Source organism: Allokutzneria albata, assembly GCF_900103775.1.
Taxonomy (GTDB): domain Bacteria; phylum Actinomycetota; class Actinomycetes; order Mycobacteriales; family Pseudonocardiaceae; genus Allokutzneria; species Allokutzneria albata.
This window is the reverse complement of record NZ_LT629701.1, coordinates 418101-435916: the sequence shown is the minus strand read 5'-3', so window position 1 is coordinate 435916 and position 17816 is coordinate 418101. Positions and strand designations below refer to the sequence as shown.

The following is a 17816-nucleotide window of genomic DNA, read 5'->3' as shown; positions in this document are numbered from 1 at the left end:
CCCATCTAACGCCGGGGACGCAGCGAGGCGCGCAGCAGGTCCCGGTTGAGCCGCCCGATCGACTCCAGCGGAATGCCCTTCGGGCACACCGCGGTGCACTCGCCGGTGTTGGTGCAGCCGCCGAAGCCGAGGTCGTCGTGCGCCTGGACCATGTCCAGCACCCGGGAATCGCGTTCCGGCTGCCCCTGCGGCAGCACGCTCAGGTGGGTGATCTTCGCGGCGGTGAACAGCATGCCGGAGCCGTTGGGGCAGGCCGCGACGCAGGCCCCGCAGCCGATGCAGGCCGCGGACTCGAAGGCGGTGTCCGCGTCCGGCTTGGGCACGGCGACGGCGTGCGCGTCCGGGGCGCTGCCGGTCGGGGCGCTGATGTAGCCGCCCGCCTCGATGATCCGGTCGAAGGCCGATCGGTCCACCACCAAGTCCTTGACCACCGGGAAGGGCTTGGCGCGCCAGGGTTCGACGGTGATCGTGGCGCCGTCGGCGAAGTGCCGCATGTGCAGCTGGCAGGCGGTGGTGGCCCGTTCCGGCCCGTGCGCGACGCCGTTGATCATGATGCCGCACATGCCGCAGATGCCCTCGCGGCAGTCGTGGTCGAAGGCCACCGGCTCCTCCCCGGCGAGGATCAGCTCCTCGTTGAGGACGTCGAGCATCTCCAGGAAGGACATGTCCTCGGAGACGTCGTCGAGCCGGTAGTCCACCAGCCGGCCGTCGTCCTCTGTGGACTGTCGCCAGATCCGCAGTGTCAGTCTCACTTGTAGCTCCGTTGGGTGGGCTCGACGTGGTCGAAGATCAGCTGTTCGCGGTGCAGCACCGGAGGCGAGGCGTACTCCCACGCGGCCACGTAGGCGAAGCTCGCGTCGTCGCGCCGGGCCTCGCCGTCCGGGGTCTGGCTCTCGGCCCGGAAGTGCCCGCCGCAGGACTCCGTGCGGTGCAACGCGTCCACGCACATCAGCTCGGCCAGCTCGAAGAAGTCCGCGACGCGGCCCGCCTTCTCCAGCGACTGGTTCAGCCCCTCCCCGCTGCCGGGGACCTTGACGCGGCGCCAGAACTCCTCGCGCAGCGCGGGGATCAGCTTGAGCGCCTTGCGCAGCCCTTCCTCGGTGCGCTCCATCCCGCAGTGCTCCCACATGATGTGGCCCAGCTCCCGGTGGAAGGAGTCGACCGTGCGGTCGCCGTTGACCAGCAGCAGGGCGGTGATCCGGTCCACCACCTCGGAGACGGCGGCGGCGACCTCCGGGTGCGAGTCGTCGACGGCCTCGAAAGGACCGTCCGCCAGGTAGTCGCCGATCGTGTTGGGCAGCACGAAGTAGCCGTCGGCCAGGCCCTGCATCAGCGCGCTCGCGCCGAGCCGGTTCGCGCCGTGGTCGGAGAAGTTCGCCTCGCCGATCACGAACAGCCCGGGGATGGTGCTGCGCAGGTCGTAGTCCACCCACAGCCCGCCCATCGTGTAGTGCACGGCGGGGTAGATCCGCATCGGCACCTCGTACGGGTCCTCGCCGGTGATGCGCTGGTACATCTCGAAGAGGTTGCCGTACTTGGCTTCCACGGCCGGGCGGCCGAGCCGCCTGATCGCGTCGGCGAAGTCGAGGTACACGCCGAGCCCGCCCGGTCCGACGCCCCGGCCCTCGTCGCACACGTGCTTGGCGGCGCGGGAGGCGATGTCCCGCGGGACCAGGTTGCCGAAGCTCGGGTAGATCCGCTCCAGGTAGTAGTCGCGCTCGTCCTCGGGGATGTCGTTGGCGGCACGGGAATCCCCGCCCCGCTTCGGTACCCAGACGCGGCCGTCGTTGCGCAACGACTCGCTCATCAGGGTCAGCTTCGACTGGTGCTCGCCGCTGACCGGGATGCACGTCGGATGGATCTGCGTGTAGCACGGGTTCGCCATGAGCGCCCCGCGCCGGTGCGCCCGCCAGATCGCGGTCGTGTTGCAGCCCTTGGCGTTCGTCGACAGGTAGAAGGCGTTGCCGTAGCCGCCGGTCGCGAGGACCACCGCGTCGGCGAAGTGCGTCGAGACCTCACCGGTGACCAGGTCCCGCACGACGATGCCCCGCGCGCGTCCGTCGACGACGATCAGGTCCAGCATCTCCGTGCGCGGGTGCATCTCCACCCGCCCCGCGGCGATCTGACGCGCCAGCGCCTGGTAGGCGCCGAGCAGCAGCTGCTGGCCGGTCTGACCCCGTGCGTAGAACGTGCGCGAAACCTGTGCTCCGCCGAAGGAGCGCGTGTCCAGCAGGCCGCCGTACTCACGGGCGAACGGGACGCCCTGCGCAACGCACTGGTCGATGATCTCCACGCTGATCTGCGCGAGTCTGTACACATTGGACTCACGGGCGCGGAAGTCGCCGCCCTTCACGGTGTCGTAGAACAACCGGTAGACGCTGTCACCGTCGTTGCGGTAGTTCTTCGCCGCGTTGATCCCGCCCTGCGCCGCGATGCTGTGCGCGCGCCGCGGGCTGTCCTGGTAGCAGAAGGACTTGACGTTGTAGCCCAGCTCGCCGAGCGTCGCCGCGGCCGAGCCCCCGGCGAGCCCCGTGCCGACCACGATGACCGTGAGCTTGCGCTTGTTGGCGGGGTTGACCAGCTTCGCGCCGAATCTCCTCCTGTCCCAACGCGTCTCGATCGGTCCGTCCGGAGCCTTCTCGTCACGGATGGGCGCACCTTCGGTGTAGTACACGTTCATCTCACCAACCCGAAGAAAACGGCGAACGGAACCGACAGGTATCCGACGCAGATGACGACGGCGACGCCGAGCGCGGCCGTTCGGACGACTCGCGCGCTGGACACGCCGAGGGTCTGCAACGCACTCCAGATGCCGTGCCGGATGTGCAGTCCCAGAGCCAGAACCGCGACGGTGTAGGCCAAAGTCACGTACCAGAGCTGGAAGTCGGCCGTGACGTTGCGGTAGATCTCACCGTGCACCCCGTGCGGGTTGAGCACGCCGACCGTCAGGTCCAGCAGGTGGTAGACCACGAACAGCACGATGATCACGCCACCCCAGCGCATGGTGCGCGCCGCGTAGCTGCCCTGGACCGGCCTGCGGGCGCGGTAGCCCTCCGGGCGGGCGGCGCGGGCGCGGCGGGCGAGCTGGATGGCGGCGGTCATGTGCAGCACGATCATCACGACCAGCCCGATGCGCAGCACCCACAGCACGCCCTCGTTGCCCAGCAACGCGGAACCTATGGAGCGCAGCCAGCGGCCATAGCCGTCCATCGACTCAGGGCCAAGGAAGACCTTCAGGTTGCCAACCATGTGGGCGACGACGAACAGCAGCAGCGCCACGCCGGAGACGGCCATCACGGCCTTCTTCCCGACGCTGGATCGCCAGAGGGTGGTGGTTCGGGACACGCCTCGACGCTAGGAGCGGAGGTTTCGATAAGTCCAATACATCGTCAGACTCGTCTCGATAGCCCTAAGCTATGGTCATGACGTTGCAGCAGCTCAGGTACTTCCTCGCGGTGGCCAGGACCCGCCATTTCACCAGGGCCGCCGAGGAGGCCGGTGTGGCGCAGCCCTCACTGAGCAAGCAGATCCGCGCACTGGAGGAGGAGCTGGGCGCCGAGCTGTTCACCAGGCTGCGCGGCAACATCGCGCTCACCCCGGCAGGCGAGGCGCTGCTGCCGATCGCCGAGCGCATCCTGTCCGATGTGGACACCGCGAGCCTGGAGGTCGGCGAGCTGGCCGGGCTGCGCCGGGGGCGGGTCCGGGTCGGCGCCCCGCCGAGCCTGTGCGCCAGCATCTTCGCCGACGTGCTGCGCCGCTTCCACGACAGCTACCCGGGTATCCGGCTGGTCGTCGAGGAGGGCGGCTCGCAGGACCTGGTCGGCGCGCTCGACCGCGGCGAGCTGGACCTGGCGCTGGTCATCGCGTCCGAGCCGCGCACACCCGGCCCGCTGACCAGCACCCCGATCCTGCGCGAGGACCTGGTGGTGGCCTCCCCCGCCGCCGGGCCCGCCCCGACCCGGCGCCGCCACCTCCGCCTCGCCGAGCTGCGCGAGCGCCCGCTGGTGATGTTCCGCCAGGGCTACGACCTCCGGCAGGTCACCCTGGACGCGTGCCACCGCGAGGGCTTCGAGCCGGTGTTCGCGGTGGAGGGCGGCGAGATGGACGCCGTGCTGCGCTTCGTGGAGGCGGGTCTCGGCCTGGCGATCGTGCCGAGCATGGTGCTCGCGGCCCGGCCGTCGTTGCGCGGAACCCCTTTGGCGCCACCGGGAATGAGCCGCACCATCGCGCTCGCCCAGCGCGCCGACACGACCCCGACCAATGCGGGCCGCGCGTTCCGCGCCACGCTGCTCGACCACTTCACCGCCACGGCGGGCACCCTCCCACCCGGCGTCCACCCCCTGCTGCCATCGTGACCGTCGTTCCGCGAACGCGAGGCAGGCGTTTGCCCAAGCGGCATACTGCGCGCCGTGGATCTCTGGGGCTGGTTACTCCTCAGTGCCGTGACGGTCGGCGCGGCGCTGCTGTTCGTGCCGAAGGAACTCTGGAAACGGTGGCGCGCCCGGCTCGTCGAGCACACAGACCAGGTCCTGCGGCGACGCGTCACCAGGTTCGGCAGGCGCTACCGCGAGTTCGTGCGGGACAGCCTGCGATTCGTCGACCTCAAGGGACTGGCGACGGTCGGCTATCGCACCCCGGAGCTGGACGAGGTCTTCGTCGACGTCAGCCTCGCGTACCGGGCACCGCACCAGGTGTCCGAGAGCGTGCTCGCGGACCTGCCCGCCGATGTCACCCATCGCCACCCCATCGGCCACTTCCTCGACCGGGACCAGGCGGTCGTGCTCGCGGTGATCGGCGCTCCCGGCAGCGGCAAGACGACCCTGTTGCGGCACACCGCGAGGACGATCTCCAGGGGCCGCGGCAGGCGGAAGCGCACCGTGCCGATCCTGCTGTACCTGCGTGACCACGTTTCAGCCATCGTCGGCGATCGGGAGATCTCCGTGCCCGCCCTGGTGCGCAGGACGCTCGGCGACTACCGCCGGTTCGAGCCGCCCGGCTGGTTCGAGCAGCGGCTGCGCGACGGTGACTGCGTCGTCCTGCTCGACGGGCTCGACGAGGTGTCCCGCCAGGAGGACCGGCGCGCGGTCGCGGACTGGGTGGAGGGCCAGGCGAAGCAGTACGCGAAGAACGACTTCGTGATCACGTCACGACCGCGCGGCTTCCGCAGCGCCGGGATCGAGGGTGCCGTCGTGGTGCAGGTGCGCGGATTCACCGATGAGCAGGTGACCCGCTTCGTGCGCGCGTGGTACCGGGCGGTGGAGCGGGACGCGCCCGAGGAACAGCGGTTGGCCGGTGCCGAAGACCTGCTCAGGCGGCTGCACCACGCGCCAGGGCTCGCCGAGCTGACCGCGAACCCGTTGCTGCTCACGATGGTCGCGAACGTGCACCGCTACCGCGGCGCTTTGCCGGGCAGCCGCGCCGAGCTCTACAGCGAGATCTGCCAGGTGATGCTCTGGCGGCGACAGGAGGCCAAGAAACTGCCGTCCGACCTCCGCAGCGACCGCAAGGAGACGCTGCTGCGCGGACTCGCGTTCACGATGATGCGCGAGCGCGTGCGAGACCTCCCCCGCAAGGAGGTCGTGAACACGCTCAAGGCCGCGCTGAGCCGGATGGCCACCGACGTCACCGCCGACGCCTTCCTGACCGAGGTCTGCTCCTACGGCCTGATCGTCGAGCGGGAGAGCGGCCTGTTCTGCTTCGCCCACCTGACTTTCCAGGAATCCCTTGCCGCCGCGTACATCCGCGACAAGGGCATCGCCGACATCCTGACGTCCGCAGTGGACGATCTGTGGTGGCGGGAGACCTCGCTGCTCTACGCCGCGCAGTCCGATGCCGATCCGATCGTGGAGGCGTGCCTTCGGTCCGGGACCGTCAACGCCCTGTCGCTGGCCTTCGACTGCGCCGAGCAGAGCAGCGACCTGGCCCCCGGGCTGCGCTCCCGCCTGGAACGCTTCCTCAGCGGCGATGACGACGACCCCGGTCGCCGACGACTGCGCGCCACCGTGCAACTCGTCCGGCACCTCCGCGACCGCGTCGGGCCGGTGTGCGCCCGGCCGATCAGCGCCGGCATCTACGAATTGTTCTTGGCTGACACGGGAAACCCCTACCCGGACAGCGACGACACCGACCCGGTCGCCGGAGTGCGCGCCGGCGACGCCGCGGCCTTCCTGCGGTGGGTCAACACCGTCATCGAGGACGAGTCGGGCTACCGGCTGCCGACGCCCGCCGAGGTGACCGCGGCGCGGCGCCTCGTTCCCGCCGGACGCACCGTCTGGACCAGCTCGGACCTGTGGCTGCCGCCCGGAACCGAGCACCCGAACGCCGTTGACGCCGCCACGCTTCGGCGGTACGTCGACGACGACCTCGACCGGCTCGAGCCGATTCTGAGATTCCTCATGGTGCGCAAGGTCGTCGAGGTGGCGGCAGATCACGTTCACCAGCACGTGAACGCGGGCTCCCGCATCGAGTACGACACCGTCCTGGCACGGTGCGGTTCGTGGGCGAGACATCTCGACTATCCGCAAGACCTTGACCCTGAGCTGGTCACCACGCTCGCGATTCCACTCGGTCGCGGTACGGGCATCTCCGACGCGCACCGAGCGCTGACCTTCGTCCTCGAGGCTCAGGAGGCGACCCGTGCGGCCGAGAAGAAGATGATGCGGCAGGAGGCCAACGACGCGCAGGACGTGCCCGTCGACCGTGAGCGGCTCACCGAACTCAGGCAGGACGTCTGGACCCGGCGCGGCAAGGCGCACGATCTCGTGAAGCGCCTGCCCACCCTGGTGGACCCCAGCCCCATGGGCGAGGTACTGGATTCCGCGCTGGAAGCTGCGTTCCGGTCGAAGGAGCCGGAGAACTGGTTCAACACGTTCTGCCACCGCTTCCTCGAGCTCTCCTCCTTCCGCGACACCGTCGTGGCGCTGGACTCCCTTGCCCGCCAGCTCACCGAGGGAACCTGGAACCTCGCGAGCGGATGGGAGGGCAGGGCCGCACAACGCCTGCACGAAATCGCGTTGCCGATGTTCGAGCGAAGGCGGCCGCTCACCGACCCGGACGCGCTCCGGTTCGCCGCGATGTGCCTGCGGCTGCCGGAGATCGCGGCCGGGATCACCCTGCTGGAGCGGCGGATGACCGGCGAAGCTCAACCAACCGAGACGATCTTCCTCGCCAAGGACTGACGTCAGTACACACTGCGCATCGCCTGCCGCACCTCCGCGAGCGTCGCATCCGCGATCTCGTTGGCGCGAGCGTTGCCCACGCGCAGCACCTGTCGCAGGTAACCGCGATCCCTTGCCAGCTCGGCACGACGAGCGCGGATCGGCGCCAGGAACTCGTTGACGGCGTCGGTGACAGTGCGCTTCAGCACCGCCGCTCCCCCACTGCCGATCTCCGCCGCGACCTCGTGCGGATCGCGATCTCGGCACAGCGAAGCCAGGAGCACGAGGCTGGAGACCTCGGGGCGGCGCTCGGGCTCGTAGGTGATGTGCCGGTCGGCGTCGGTCTTCGCGCCCCGGATCAGCCGCGCGGTCTCGTCGGCGCTGGCGGACAAGGAGATCGCGTTGCCGCGGCTCTTGCTCATCTTGGTGCCGTCCGTGCCGAGCAGCAGCGGAGCGGAGGACAGCATCGGCGAGGGCTCGGGGAACACCTTGCCGTAGTGGTCGTTGAACCGACGGGCGATGGTCCTGGTGAGTTCCAGGTGCGGCAACTGGTCCTGGCCGACCGGGACGAGATTGGCCTTGCAGAACAGGATGTCGGCGGCCTGGTGCGCGGGGTAGGTGAACATCAGCCCGCTCACCGCGGACTGCCGCGAGTGCGCGATCTCGTCCTTGACGGTGGGGTTGCGCCCCAGCTCGGCTATCGAGACGAGGCTGAGGAAGGGCAGCAGCAGCTGGTTGAGCGCGGGCACCGCGCTGTGCGCGAACACGGTGCCGTGGCCGGGGTCGAAGCCCGCGGCGAGGTAGTCCAGCACCAGGTCCTCGACGTGCTCCGGGAGCCGTTCGGCGATGTCCCGGTCGGTCAGCACCTGGTAGTCGGCGATGATCAGGAACACCTCGACGCCGATGCGCTGCAGACGGATCCTGTTGTGCAGCGTGCCGAAGTAGTGCCCGAGGTGCAGCCGCCCGGTCGGGCGGTCCCCGGTGAGCACGCGGAAGGTGGCGGGGCTCTCGACGACGGACTGTTCGAGCAGTGCGCTGGTCATGACGTCCTCCTGTGGGGATGGGGCCGGACGGCGACCGCATCCCCTTGCCAGGGAACGAAAAAGGGCCGCTCATCCGAACGGCCCTTGGCATGCTGACGGGGTGCCGCTCCTAAGTGGAGCGCCACCAGCCGAGGCACGCGGTGCGAAACATGCCAGGAGGATACACCGGGAAAACCCGTTGCCGTCCAGAGCGGGCCGCGGAGATGATGGGCGCACACCAACGGCGGAGGAGGCAGTCATGAACACCGCGCAACTCCTCTCGCCGCAGCAGCTGCCCCCGGCGGCCTCCCCGAGCTGACCTGTCGTCAGCGCGCGGACGCCGCCCACCGGATCTCCGGTCAGGGCGGTTTTTCTTTGTGCCACAAGCGGTTCTAGCCCAATCGGCAGAGGCACCCGGTTGAGGGCCGGTCCAGTCGGGGTTCGACTCCCCGGAACCGCACGCCCCCGTAGCCCAACGGCAGAGGCACCGCGTTCAGGACGCGGCCGGTCCAGGTTCGAATCCTGGCGGGGGCACTCCACCGCAGCACACCCGATGTCCGTTGGTCCAGCAGGCAGGGACGCCGCGCTCTGAACGCGGAGACCGAGGTTCGAACCCTCGACGGACAGCCACGAAGCCAATGCCGCATTCGCTCCGCCGAACGCACCGACTGAGTCGTTCGGTGCGTTCAAGCACCCCAATGACTCAGTCAGTGCGTCAGCCACCCCGTGCCACCGTTGCCAGGGCTGCAGTCTGACTGTTAGTTTGGCTGCACCCCTCGACGGAAGGATTCCCATGACCGACCGGCACCGTCCCCCGCGGATCGCGATCCTGGTCTGCCCCGGCTTCGCGCAGATCGACGTGGTCGGCTTCCACACGATCATCAGCATGATCCCCGGCGCGTCCGTGCACCTGGTCTGGAAGCACCGGGACGAGATCGCGGGCGCGCCGCACTTCCCCACCCGCGCCACCACCACCTTCGCCGACTGCCCGGAGGACCTCGACGTGCTCTTCGCCGGGGCCGTCCCCACCGAGGTCATGGAGGACCGCGAGACCCTGGACTTCCTCGCCGACCGCGGGAGCAGGGCGCGCTGGGTGGCCGGGGTGTGCGCGGGCTCGCTGCTGCTGGGCGCCGCCGGGCTGCTGCGCGGTTACCGGGCGACCACGTTCTTCCAGGTCCACGACCAGCTCTCGCTGCACGGCGCCATCCCGGAGCGCGGCAACGTGGTCGAGGACCGCAACCGGATCACCGCGGGCCCGGCGACCGGCAGCCACGAGATCGGGTTCCGGTTGGTGCAGGACCTGGCGGGGGACGAGCTGGCGATGCTCGCCGAGCTGGTCTCCGAGTACGCGCCGAAACCGCTGTTCGGCGTCGGCACCCCGGAGCTGGCCGGGCCGGAGCTGACCGAGCGCGCACTGGCCTTCACCGAGGAGTACGTCGCAGGCCTGTCACACTCTGCGGGTGTCCGAGGATGAGAACACGTCATCGACGGTGATGCTGCTGGTCGTCGCGGGCCGGGAGCTGCAACGCCGGGTCGACTCGGCGCTCGGCGGCATCGGCCTGACCATGCGGCACTTCGGCGCGCTCGGCCACGTCGCCCGCAACCCGGAGGTCTCCTACAGCGACCTCGCCCGGCGCGCGGGGATCACCACCCAGAGCATGCGTGCCACCGTGCTCATGCTGGAGGAGCAGGGCGCGGTCCGGCGCACCCTGGCCGGGCACGGGCACCCCGCGCGGCTGGACCTCACCGACCACGGCCGTGAGCTGCTGGCCAAGGCCCGAGCCGTGATCGCCGGTCTGGACGAGGAACTGCGCGCACAACTGGAACCGGGCCAGGACGACGCTCTGCGCGCCGCCCTGGCCCGGACCCTCCTGGGTTAGCTCACCGCCGCCTGCGCAGGTTGTCCAGGGCCAGCGCGCCCGGACCGAGCACCGCGATCAGCAGGAACACCCAGCTGTAGATCGCGGCCAGCTCACCCATGTTCGAGATCGGGTGCAGCGCCATCGGCTGGTGCACGACGAAGTACGCGTAGGCCATCGCGCCGGAGCACAGCACCGCCGCGTACCTGGTGAACAGGCCGACCAGGATGAGGGCACCACCGGCCAGCTCGATCACGCCGCCCCACCAGCCCGGCCACGAGCCGAACGGAACCGTCCCGCCCGCGCCGTCGACGCCGCCGAACCAGCCGAACATGCCCTGGCCACCGTGGCTGATGAACAGGAAGGACGTCACGACGCGCACCGCGGCCAGCACGCCCGCGTCGAGCTTGGCCTTGGTGATCCGACGGGTGCTGTCCTGGTTGTTCGCGTTCTCGCTCATGACCTGTCCTCCTCGTTCGCGACCCTCGCTTCTACTACTGCGTCGAACGGGCTCGACGCGGATCGACACGTCGGCGAACTTTTCCGGCGGAATTTTTCGGACCGAGCGCGAACACGCCCAGCGCGATGATCATCATCAGCGCGCTCACCCACACCGGGGACCGGAACCCGAGCCCGGCGTCGATGGTCAGCCCGCCCAGCCAGGGCCCGAGCGTGTTGCCCACGTTGAACGCGGCGGTGCTGAGCCCACCGGCCAGCGTCGGCGCGAACCCGGCCAGGTAGAACACCCGCGAGGTCAGCACGGGCGCGATGCCGAACGCGAGCAGTCCCTGGACGAACACCAGCACGACCGCGACGACCGCATTGCCCGCGGTCACCGCCAACAGGGTCCAGCCGAGCGCGAGCGCGGCCATCCCCGCCCCGAGCACGGTCAGCGGCCGGGCGTCGGCGATGCGCCCGCCCACCGTGATCCCGATGAACGACCCGATGCCGAACAGCACCAACGTGCCCGGGATCCACCCGGCTCCGAGCCCGGCGACCTCGGTCACCAGCGGAGCGAGGTAGGTGAAGGTGCAGAACGTCGCGCCCTGCACCAGCGCGTTGAGCGCGTACGCGACGACGAGCGGCTTGCTGAACAGCGGCTTCAGCTCGATGCGCGCGACCGGCTCCGGAGCGCTCGGCGGCAACGTCGCCAGCACCGCGACCACGGACAACGCGGACAGCACGGCGACTGCCCAGAACGCCGCGCGCCATCCCAGGTGCTGACCGAGGAAGGCTCCGCCGGGCACACCGGCGACGCACGCGAGCGTGGTTCCACCGACCACAATGGACATCGCGCGGGCCTTGGCGTTCTCCCCGGCCATGCCGATCGCGGCGACGGCGGCGACCGCCCAGAACCCGGCGCACGCGAGCGCTCCGAGCACCCGCGTCACCATCAGCACGGCGTAGTCGGTGGAGACAGCCCCGACGACGTGCACGACGGCGAAGACGACGAGGAACGCGGCGAGCGCGCGGCGTCGCTCCCACCGCATCGTGAGCACCGCCAGCGGCGGACCGCCCACGACCATGCCGATGGCGAACGCCGAGGTCAGCATCCCCGCGTCGGGGATGGACACGGCGAGATCGGTGGCGATGGCCGGGACGAGCCCGGACAACATGAACTCGGACGTGCTGATGGCGAAGACCGCCACCCCCAGCACGTAGACGGCGAAGGGCATGACGAAGTACTCCCTGCTTTTACGGAATCAACCCGGAAAAGGACCGCGGGAGCTGGAGGAAGAGAGGTGAAGTCGACCGCGGTCCACGACGCGGTGACCCGATGGGTGTCGGCGAACAGCCACCGGATGACCGGTGGCTAGGCTCTGGAGGCCTCGGGGCTCGACACGGGACAAGACGCTAGCAGACGGTGTCGACTGCTTAAGCTGAGTTCATGACCCGAGTTCTGATCACCGGCGCCACCGGACTGCTCGGCGCGGCCGTGCGGCAGCGGCTCGAAGCTGCGGGCCACACCGTGACTCCTTGTCACCACAACAAGAACTCCACCGGCGAGCGGCTGGACATCACCAGTGCCGAGTCGGTGTCGGAGGTCTTCGGCCGCACGGAACCGGAGATCGTCGTCCACTGCGCGGCCATCCCCGACGTCGCGCAGTGCGAGAAGGACCCCGAGCGCGCACGGCTGGTCAACGTGACCGGCACCGAGTTGGTCGCCCAGCACGCGACGCGCGTCGGAGCGCGCCTCGTGCACGTGTCCACCGACTGGGTCTTCGCGGGCGACGGCGAGGGCGACTACCGCGAGACCGACACGCCTACCCCCGCACAGGAGTACGGCAGGTCCAAGCTCGCCGCCGAGCAGACCGCCGCCGAGGCCCCGTCCACGCTGATCGTCCGCGTGCCGCTGCTCTACGGCCTCGGCACGCAGCCACGCCCGACCTGGCCCGCCCAGGTGCTGGGCAAGCTCGGTCGCGGCGAGGAGGTCCGCGCCGACGACGAGGAGATCCGCCAGCCCGCGCTCGTCGACGACGTGGCCCGCTGCTTCGCTGAGCTTGTTTCTTTGCACACCAACGGAATCGTCCACATCGCGCCCGCCGAGACGCACACCAAGCTCGCCTGGTCCCGCCTGCTCGCCGAGGCGGTCGGCGCCGCGCCCGACCTGATCCGGCTCACCTCTCGCCCCGAATGGCCGAACCGCCCGCTGCGCGCCACGCTCCGCGCCGACCGGCTCGCCGAGCTGGGCGTGACCCCGCCTCGCGGCGCCGCCGAGGTCGCCACCGCGCACCGCAAGGAGCTCGCCGACCTGCTGACCTGACTCCCGCGTGTTATGCATGAGTCATGCATGAATCCGCCCGCACCGAGAACCTGCTGGGCGCCACGGCCCTGGCGGTCACCGACCTGCTCACCAGCACCAGCGGCGCCGCCGCGCTGACCGTCCTGGCAACATCGCCCCAGCTCAGCGTGACCGCGCTGGGGCGCCAGGTAGGACTGACGCAGCCCGCCGCGGCACGCATGGTCGACTCGCTCCAGGCCGCCGACCTGGCCGAACGCCGTCCCGGCACCGGCCGGGAGGTCCCCGTCGCACTGACTCCGAAGGGCGAGAAGGCCGCCGCCGACCTCCTCGCCACCCGCACGGCCACGTTGTCCGACGTGCTCGCGCCCCTCGACGACCGGGAACGCGCAACCCTGGACACCCTCCTCGCCAAGCTGCTCACCGGCCTCTACCACCGCGTCGGCGACGCCAACCTGTTGTGCCGCCTGTGCGACCGCCCCAGCTGCACCACCGGCGCCCCCTGCCCCGTGGGCAAGGCCGAACGCGACGGCGGAGCCTGACCATGGGCACCCTCCTGGCCCTGGGATCAGCCGTCGGCTACGGCGTCGCCGACTTCGCCGGCGGCCTGCTCGCCCGCCGAGTCCCGTTCGCCACGGTCGCGTTCCTGGGCCAACTCGGCGGGGTGGCGCTGGCCGCGGTCGCGTTGGTCGCCCCCGGTTCACCCTCCACAGTGGACATCCTGTGGGGTGGGTTGTCCGGCGTGGGTACCGGAGTCGGGATGCTGTTCCTGTTCCGCGGCCTGAGCCGGGGCTCGATGTCCGTCGTCGTCCCCACCAGCGCGATCGGCGGCATGGTGCTGCCCGTCCTCGTCGGCGTCGCCTTGCTCGGCGAACGCCCGTCCCCACTGTCCTGGCTGGGCGTCGCCGTGGCCGTCCCCGCCCTCTGGCTGGTCTCCAGGTCCGGCGGCGGCACGACGGCCGCGCCCGATGGCTTGATCGCGAGCGTCGGCATCGCCACCCAGTACCTCGCCCTCGCCCAGGCCTCCCCCGAAGCGGGCCTGTGGCCCGTCCTCGCGGGCCGCGTCACCGGCCTCCTCACCGTGCTCCCCTTGTTCATCACCACCCGCCGAGCTCCGCGCCCACGCCCCCGCACCACCCTGGCGTGCTGCGCAGCAGGCGCCGCCGCAGCATTGGCGCTCATCCTTTTCCGCTTGGCCGCCCAGCAGCAGCTCGTCGCGATCGCCGTGGTGCTGTCGTCGCTCTACCCGGCCATCCCAGTGCTGTTGGGCATCACCGCGCTCCGCGAGCGCTTGTCGCGGCGCCAAGCCTTCGGCCTTGTGGCTGCCGCGATCGCGATCCCGCTCTTAGCCCACTCATAGCCGAATGTTGCTTCGCGGCGCGCGGTCGGGGTCGACCCGCTCGAAGCGGGTTTCCCAGTCTCCGTGGTGCAGTAGGTGATGGTGGTGTGAGCAGAGCAGGACCATGTTGTCCAGGCTGGTCGGTCCGCCGTTGCTCCAGTGCACGACAGGATGGGCTTTGGGCTTGCCGGGGGCCGGTCACATCCCGGGAACGCGGACCCCTGGTCCCGCACGACCAACGCTCGGCGGTGCGGTACGACGGGACCGCCCCACGTCCAGCGGGACACCGTCGCTGCCGAGGACGATGGGGATGAGTTGCGCGTCACAGGCGAGTGTGCGCAACAACGGCCCGCTCCAGGAGGCCCGCCCCGTCCCGAACCCGGTTTCCAGGGCGGTGAACGGGATCGTCACGCTCACCTGTGCCCGCTCACCCCCGCTTACCGGCAGTTTCTCACTGGCCATGGCGGTGCGGACCAGTTCGACCAACTCGCGCACCAGCCGGGTCCGCCGCCGCGCCTCATACGGGGAGAGCACCAACGCATCCCGCAGCAACACCGCCACCGTTCGACACCCCTACCGCAGATACAGGCTCCGTGTCTCCGCCTCAGCGGCGAGATCAGCCGACACCGCGGCGATCACCCGCTGCAGTGCCTGCAGTTCCTGCAACATCGGCACAAGATCGCCATCCGGTACCTGCCCCGCCGACACCCCGGACAGATCCTCGCTGAACTCGGTGATCTCGGTGATTTCCATCTGCTCCCCCTCCCCTTGCCTCGTTGATAGCAAAAGAGAAGAGACCGGTCGAAGTACCAGCGGGTGAACCTCAAGCACCCCAACGGTTCCAGCCGGTAATACCGCCAGACCAGCAGCAGAAGTCGAGCATAGTCCACTATGGACTAACACCTGGTCACCACGATTCCCAGGCTCCTCAACGGAAACCGCAGGCCGCACACCACACGGTCGGCTTCACCTGGGGTGCGCGTGCCATAGGCTTCCCGCGAGGGCCGGAGTTTCATCCCGTGCCCCCAAGAGGCCCAAGGGCACGCGCAAGGGCCCCTAGCTCAAGCCGACCCCACGCAGGGCAACAGCCGACCCACGCCGGAACCGACGCGACCAGGAAGCCCAGCCCACGCGCGAAGCCCCCGAGCTGAAAGTCCAGCCAACTCCACTGCAAGCCCAGCCCACGCACGAAGCCCAGCCCACGCCCGCCGGAAGCCCGGCCGGCCACCCCCGGCCCGATGCCCATCCCCTCCAGAACCACTCCGAAATCAGGATTGCCCGACCCCAATCCGGGTATCAGGCAGGCAGCGACCCACGAACAGGGAGGAGAACGACGGTGGCCACTGGCGAAACGGGCTTCGACGACGTGACCTATGACCTGGTCTCGGTGCAGTACCACTCGCTCAAGGCCGGGCACGACTACGGCCAGTACGTCCGTGACGCGGAGAACGCCGGGCGCTCGGACATCGCGGACTTCTTCCGGAGTGTGATGAAGGAAGACTCCGCGCGCGCCAAGCAGTGCCACGAGTTCCTCAAACAACTGACGAGCTGACCATGCCGAAGTCGCCACCCACCCACGTGCGCCCGGACAGCCCGACGGACCTGCCGAAACGTTCCTGGTTCGCGGTGCTGAAGCGAACGGCGCGCGGGTTCGGGAAAGACAATCTGAGCGACTGGGGGGCGGCGCTGACCTACTACGGCGTGCTGTCGGTGTTCCCCGGGCTGCTCGTGGTGACGTCGCTGCTCGGCCTGCTCGGGCCGGAAGCGACGAACACGCTCACCGACAACATCAAGGCGCTCGTTCCGGGCCAGGGCAAGGAGATCCTGCTGACGGCGCTGAACGAGCTCCAGCAGAACCAGGCGGCGGCGTGGCCGTTGGCTGTGATCGGCGTGGCCGGTGCGCTGTGGTCGTCGTCGGCGTACATCGCCGCGTTCATGCGCGCCTCCAACGCGGTCTACGACACCGAGGAGGGCCGCCCGGCGTGGCTGACGATCCTGCTGCGGGTCGCCTTGACCACGGCGATCGTCGTCCTGCTCGCGGTGTGCGCGATCGGCGTCGTCGCGACGGGGACGATCGCCGAGCAGGTGGGCAGGCTGCTCGGTGTCGGCTCCACCGGAGTGCTGGTGTGGGAGATCGTGAAGTGGCCGGTGATCGTGCTGCTCGTCAGCCTCGCGTTCGCGTTGCTGTACTGGGCGGCCCCGAACGTCGACCACCCGCGCCCCGGGTTCCGCTGGCTCAGCCCCGGCGGCCTGCTCGCGGTCGGCCTGTGGCTGCTGGCCTCGGGTGCCTTCGCCCTCTACCTGGCCAACTTCGACTCCTACAACAAGACGTACGGCTCTCTCGGCGGGGTGATCAGCTTCCTGGTGTGGCTGTGGATCTCCAACCTCGCCGTGCTGCTCGGCGCGGAGTTCAACGCCGAGCTCGCCAGGGGCCGGCGGATCGAGGCGGGCGAACCCGCCGAGGAAAGGACAGTGGAATGACCACGCAGCCGCACACCGTGCGCCCCCAGCAGAACAAGACCGACCAGAACAAGCCCGAGCACAGCAAGACCGAGCAGGCCAAGAACAAGACCGAGCAGGCCAAGAACAAGGCCGAGGAGGTCGCGGGCAAGGTCGAGGACAACATGGAGACCTTGCGGGACAAGGCCTCCGTGGCCAAGGACCGGATCGAGCAGAAGCTGCCGCCGGAGGTCTCCGGCAAGGTCGAGCAGATCATGGCGGAGGCCAGGCAGCACCCCGTCAAGGCGGCGCTGATGGGCCTCGGCGCGCTGTCGATCCTGCGCAGGCTGGTGCAGCGCAAGCGGAAGTAGCCCCCCGGACCGGCGGCGGGATCCCACCCCCGATAGGGGTCCCGCCGCCTCTCACCACGTCGCGCGCAGCGCGGCGAGTTCCGAAGCGGTCAGCACAACGCCCAGCTCCCGCAGGGTCCGGTCCAGGTCCTCCGCGGCGACCTCGGTGGAGGTGGCGGTGCCGTCGGGCCGCTCGACGGTGAGCGTGTGCCCGACGAGGCGCCTGCTGAGCCCGGGCTCCAGGCGCATCACCACGGTCTGCCCGGTGAACGGCGACTTCGGGTGGGTCGAGACGTAGTGGTGGGCGACCTCGTAGTCGACGCGCCGCCGCTCGATCAGGTCGAACCCGTACATCACCTCCCACTCGTCGCCGACCCGCTTCGACAGGACCCACCAGCCGTTGTCGTCCTCCAGCCGCAGTTCCCACCCGCCCTGGTCGACGACCACCCCGTCCACCAACGGGATCGGGCGGAGCATGTTCGCGCCGTAGCCGATGTCGGTGAGGAAGTCCTGCCCCTCGGCGGTCACCACGAGCATCATGTGCGTGTGCGGCCCCGACCGGTCGGCCTTGCCCCTGGCCATCAACCGCCGCACCCGGTAGCCGAGCCGCTCCAGCACGCCACCGAAGAGCATCTGGTGCTCGTAGCAGTACCCGCCGCGGTCTCCGCGCAGGATCTTCGAGTTGATCACCGAGACGTCGATGCCCTTGTGCTGCCCCAGGACCACGTCGATGTTCTCGAACGGGATCGCGCGCACGTGCGCCTCGGCGAGCGAGCGCAGAGCGGCGGCGGTGGGTGCCTCGACGGCGGGGTGGCCGGTGCGGGCGAGGTAGCCGGCGAGGTCGATGTCGGCGAGGTTCCACTCGTCGGTCCGGGTTCCGGGTGCGGTCGACGTCGTCATGCCCCCAGCG

At 69.8% G+C, this 17816-nt stretch carries 20 protein-coding genes and 3 tRNA genes; 13 read left to right on the top strand and 10 right to left on the bottom strand.

Annotation, left to right across the window (positions count from 1 at the left end; all coding sequences use genetic code 11):
* Positions 1-5: 5 nt before the first annotated feature.
* Genes BLT28_RS02045 through BLT28_RS02035 form a run of 3 tightly spaced genes read right to left on the bottom strand, consistent with a single transcriptional unit; the run spans position 6 to position 3345 of the window.
* A complete protein-coding gene (locus BLT28_RS02045; protein WP_030429145.1) occupies positions 6-752 on the bottom strand; it encodes a succinate dehydrogenase/fumarate reductase iron-sulfur subunit in 747 nt (248 codons plus the stop codon).
* On the bottom strand, positions 749-2680 hold the full coding sequence (locus BLT28_RS02040; RefSeq protein ID WP_030429146.1) for a fumarate reductase/succinate dehydrogenase flavoprotein subunit: 1932 nt from the start codon (positions 2678-2680) through the stop codon (positions 749-751). The genes BLT28_RS02045 and BLT28_RS02040 overlap by 4 nt, the downstream gene beginning before the upstream one ends.
* Positions 2677-3345, bottom strand: a complete 669-nt coding sequence (locus tag BLT28_RS02035; protein WP_322788478.1) for a succinate dehydrogenase cytochrome b subunit — start codon at positions 3343-3345, stop codon at positions 2677-2679. The genes BLT28_RS02040 and BLT28_RS02035 overlap by 4 nt, the downstream gene beginning before the upstream one ends.
* A 77-nt stretch (positions 3346-3422) precedes the next feature.
* Here BLT28_RS02035 and BLT28_RS02030 point away from each other — a divergent pair, with 77 nt between their 5' ends.
* The gene (locus BLT28_RS02030) at positions 3423-4355 is read left to right on the top strand and encodes a LysR family transcriptional regulator (RefSeq protein WP_030429148.1); all 933 of its coding nucleotides are present in this window, start codon (positions 3423-3425) and stop codon (positions 4353-4355) included.
* A gap of 54 nt (positions 4356-4409) precedes the next feature.
* Positions 4410-7178 carry an NACHT domain-containing protein gene (locus BLT28_RS02025; protein ID WP_081900232.1) on the top strand — a complete coding sequence of 923 codons (2769 nt, stop codon included), beginning with the start codon at positions 4410-4412 and terminating at the stop codon, positions 7176-7178.
* 2 nt (positions 7179-7180) lie between these two features.
* On the opposite strand, the gene trpS is transcribed toward BLT28_RS02025, so the two are convergent.
* Positions 7181-8200: a tryptophan--tRNA ligase gene (gene trpS / locus BLT28_RS02020; protein ID WP_043811219.1), complete on the bottom strand. Its 1020-nt coding sequence runs from the start codon at positions 8198-8200 to the stop codon at positions 7181-7183.
* Positions 8201-8565: 365 nt separating this feature from the next.
* On the opposite strand from trpS, the gene BLT28_RS02015 reads away from it, so the two are divergent.
* The 5 genes from BLT28_RS02015 to BLT28_RS01995 all read left to right on the top strand — a co-directional run bounded on the left by BLT28_RS02015 (position 8566) and on the right by BLT28_RS01995 (position 10059).
* Positions 8566-8639, top strand: a tRNA-Leu gene (locus tag BLT28_RS02015).
* A gap of 1 nt (position 8640) precedes the next feature.
* Positions 8641-8713: transfer RNA gene (locus BLT28_RS02010), tRNA-Leu, on the top strand.
* 20 nt (positions 8714-8733) lie between these two features.
* A tRNA-Gln gene (locus BLT28_RS02005) sits at positions 8734-8809 on the top strand.
* 163 nt (positions 8810-8972) lie between these two features.
* Complete coding sequence (locus tag BLT28_RS02000; RefSeq protein ID WP_052407212.1) at positions 8973-9653, top strand: DJ-1/PfpI family protein; 681 nt, start codon at positions 8973-8975, stop codon at positions 9651-9653.
* Positions 9640-10059: a MarR family winged helix-turn-helix transcriptional regulator gene (locus BLT28_RS01995; protein ID WP_052407213.1), complete on the top strand. Its 420-nt coding sequence runs from the start codon at positions 9640-9642 to the stop codon at positions 10057-10059. Before BLT28_RS02000 ends, BLT28_RS01995 begins: the two co-directional genes overlap by 14 nt.
* A gap of 1 nt (position 10060) precedes the next feature.
* Here BLT28_RS01995 and BLT28_RS01990 read toward each other — a convergent pair whose 3' ends face one another.
* Complete coding sequence (locus BLT28_RS01990) at positions 10061-10498, bottom strand: DoxX family protein (protein WP_030429153.1); 438 nt, start codon at positions 10496-10498, stop codon at positions 10061-10063.
* A 34-nt stretch (positions 10499-10532) separates the two neighbouring features.
* Positions 10533-11714 (bottom strand): Cmx/CmrA family chloramphenicol efflux MFS transporter, encoded by a 1182-nt coding sequence (locus BLT28_RS01985; protein ID WP_052407214.1) that lies wholly within the window; start codon positions 11712-11714, stop codon positions 10533-10535.
* Positions 11715-11926: 212 nt separating this feature from the next.
* Between BLT28_RS01985 and BLT28_RS01980 the strand changes: the two genes are divergently transcribed.
* Genes BLT28_RS01980 through BLT28_RS01970 form a run of 3 tightly spaced genes read left to right on the top strand, consistent with a single transcriptional unit; the run spans position 11927 to position 14138 of the window.
* Positions 11927-12802 carry an SDR family oxidoreductase gene (locus tag BLT28_RS01980; RefSeq protein ID WP_052407215.1) on the top strand — a complete coding sequence of 292 codons (876 nt, stop codon included), beginning with the start codon at positions 11927-11929 and terminating at the stop codon, positions 12800-12802.
* A 23-nt stretch (positions 12803-12825) separates the two neighbouring features.
* Positions 12826-13320 (top strand): MarR family winged helix-turn-helix transcriptional regulator, encoded by a 495-nt coding sequence (locus BLT28_RS01975; RefSeq protein WP_030429156.1) that lies wholly within the window; start codon positions 12826-12828, stop codon positions 13318-13320.
* A 2-nt stretch (positions 13321-13322) separates the two neighbouring features.
* Entirely contained in the window at positions 13323-14138 is an 816-nt protein-coding gene (locus BLT28_RS01970) for an EamA family transporter (protein ID WP_030429157.1), read from the top strand.
* Here the strand turns inward: BLT28_RS01970 and BLT28_RS42740 are convergent.
* Genes BLT28_RS42740 through BLT28_RS01960 form a run of 3 tightly spaced genes read right to left on the bottom strand, consistent with a single transcriptional unit; the run spans position 14133 to position 14870 of the window.
* Entirely contained in the window at positions 14133-14282 is a 150-nt protein-coding gene (locus BLT28_RS42740; protein WP_407638790.1) for a hypothetical protein, read from the bottom strand. The two genes, BLT28_RS01970 and BLT28_RS42740, sit on opposite strands and share 6 nt — an antisense overlap.
* Positions 14283-14315: 33 nt before the next feature.
* Entirely contained in the window at positions 14316-14678 is a 363-nt protein-coding gene (locus BLT28_RS01965) for a DUF222 domain-containing protein (RefSeq protein WP_030429158.1), read from the bottom strand.
* A 12-nt stretch (positions 14679-14690) separates the two neighbouring features.
* Positions 14691-14870 (bottom strand): hypothetical protein, encoded by a 180-nt coding sequence (locus tag BLT28_RS01960; RefSeq protein WP_083383629.1) that lies wholly within the window; start codon positions 14868-14870, stop codon positions 14691-14693.
* A 583-nt stretch (positions 14871-15453) separates the two neighbouring features.
* Between BLT28_RS01960 and BLT28_RS01955 the strand changes: the two genes are divergently transcribed.
* The 3 genes from BLT28_RS01955 to BLT28_RS01945 are packed head-to-tail and all read left to right on the top strand — an operon-like array spanning position 15454 to position 16927.
* Complete coding sequence (locus BLT28_RS01955; protein WP_030429160.1) at positions 15454-15669, top strand: hypothetical protein; 216 nt, start codon at positions 15454-15456, stop codon at positions 15667-15669.
* Between the two features lie 2 nt (positions 15670-15671).
* Entirely contained in the window at positions 15672-16598 is a 927-nt protein-coding gene (locus tag BLT28_RS01950; protein ID WP_052407216.1) for a YihY/virulence factor BrkB family protein, read from the top strand.
* Positions 16595-16927, top strand: a complete 333-nt coding sequence (locus BLT28_RS01945) for a hypothetical protein (protein WP_030429162.1) — start codon at positions 16595-16597, stop codon at positions 16925-16927. The genes BLT28_RS01950 and BLT28_RS01945 overlap by 4 nt, the downstream gene beginning before the upstream one ends.
* Before the next feature lie 51 nt (positions 16928-16978).
* Here the strand turns inward: BLT28_RS01945 and BLT28_RS01940 are convergent, their stop codons facing one another.
* On the bottom strand, positions 16979-17806 hold the full coding sequence (locus tag BLT28_RS01940) for an arylamine N-acetyltransferase family protein (protein ID WP_030429163.1): 828 nt from the start codon (positions 17804-17806) through the stop codon (positions 16979-16981).
* Positions 17807-17816: the final 10 nt, after the last annotated feature.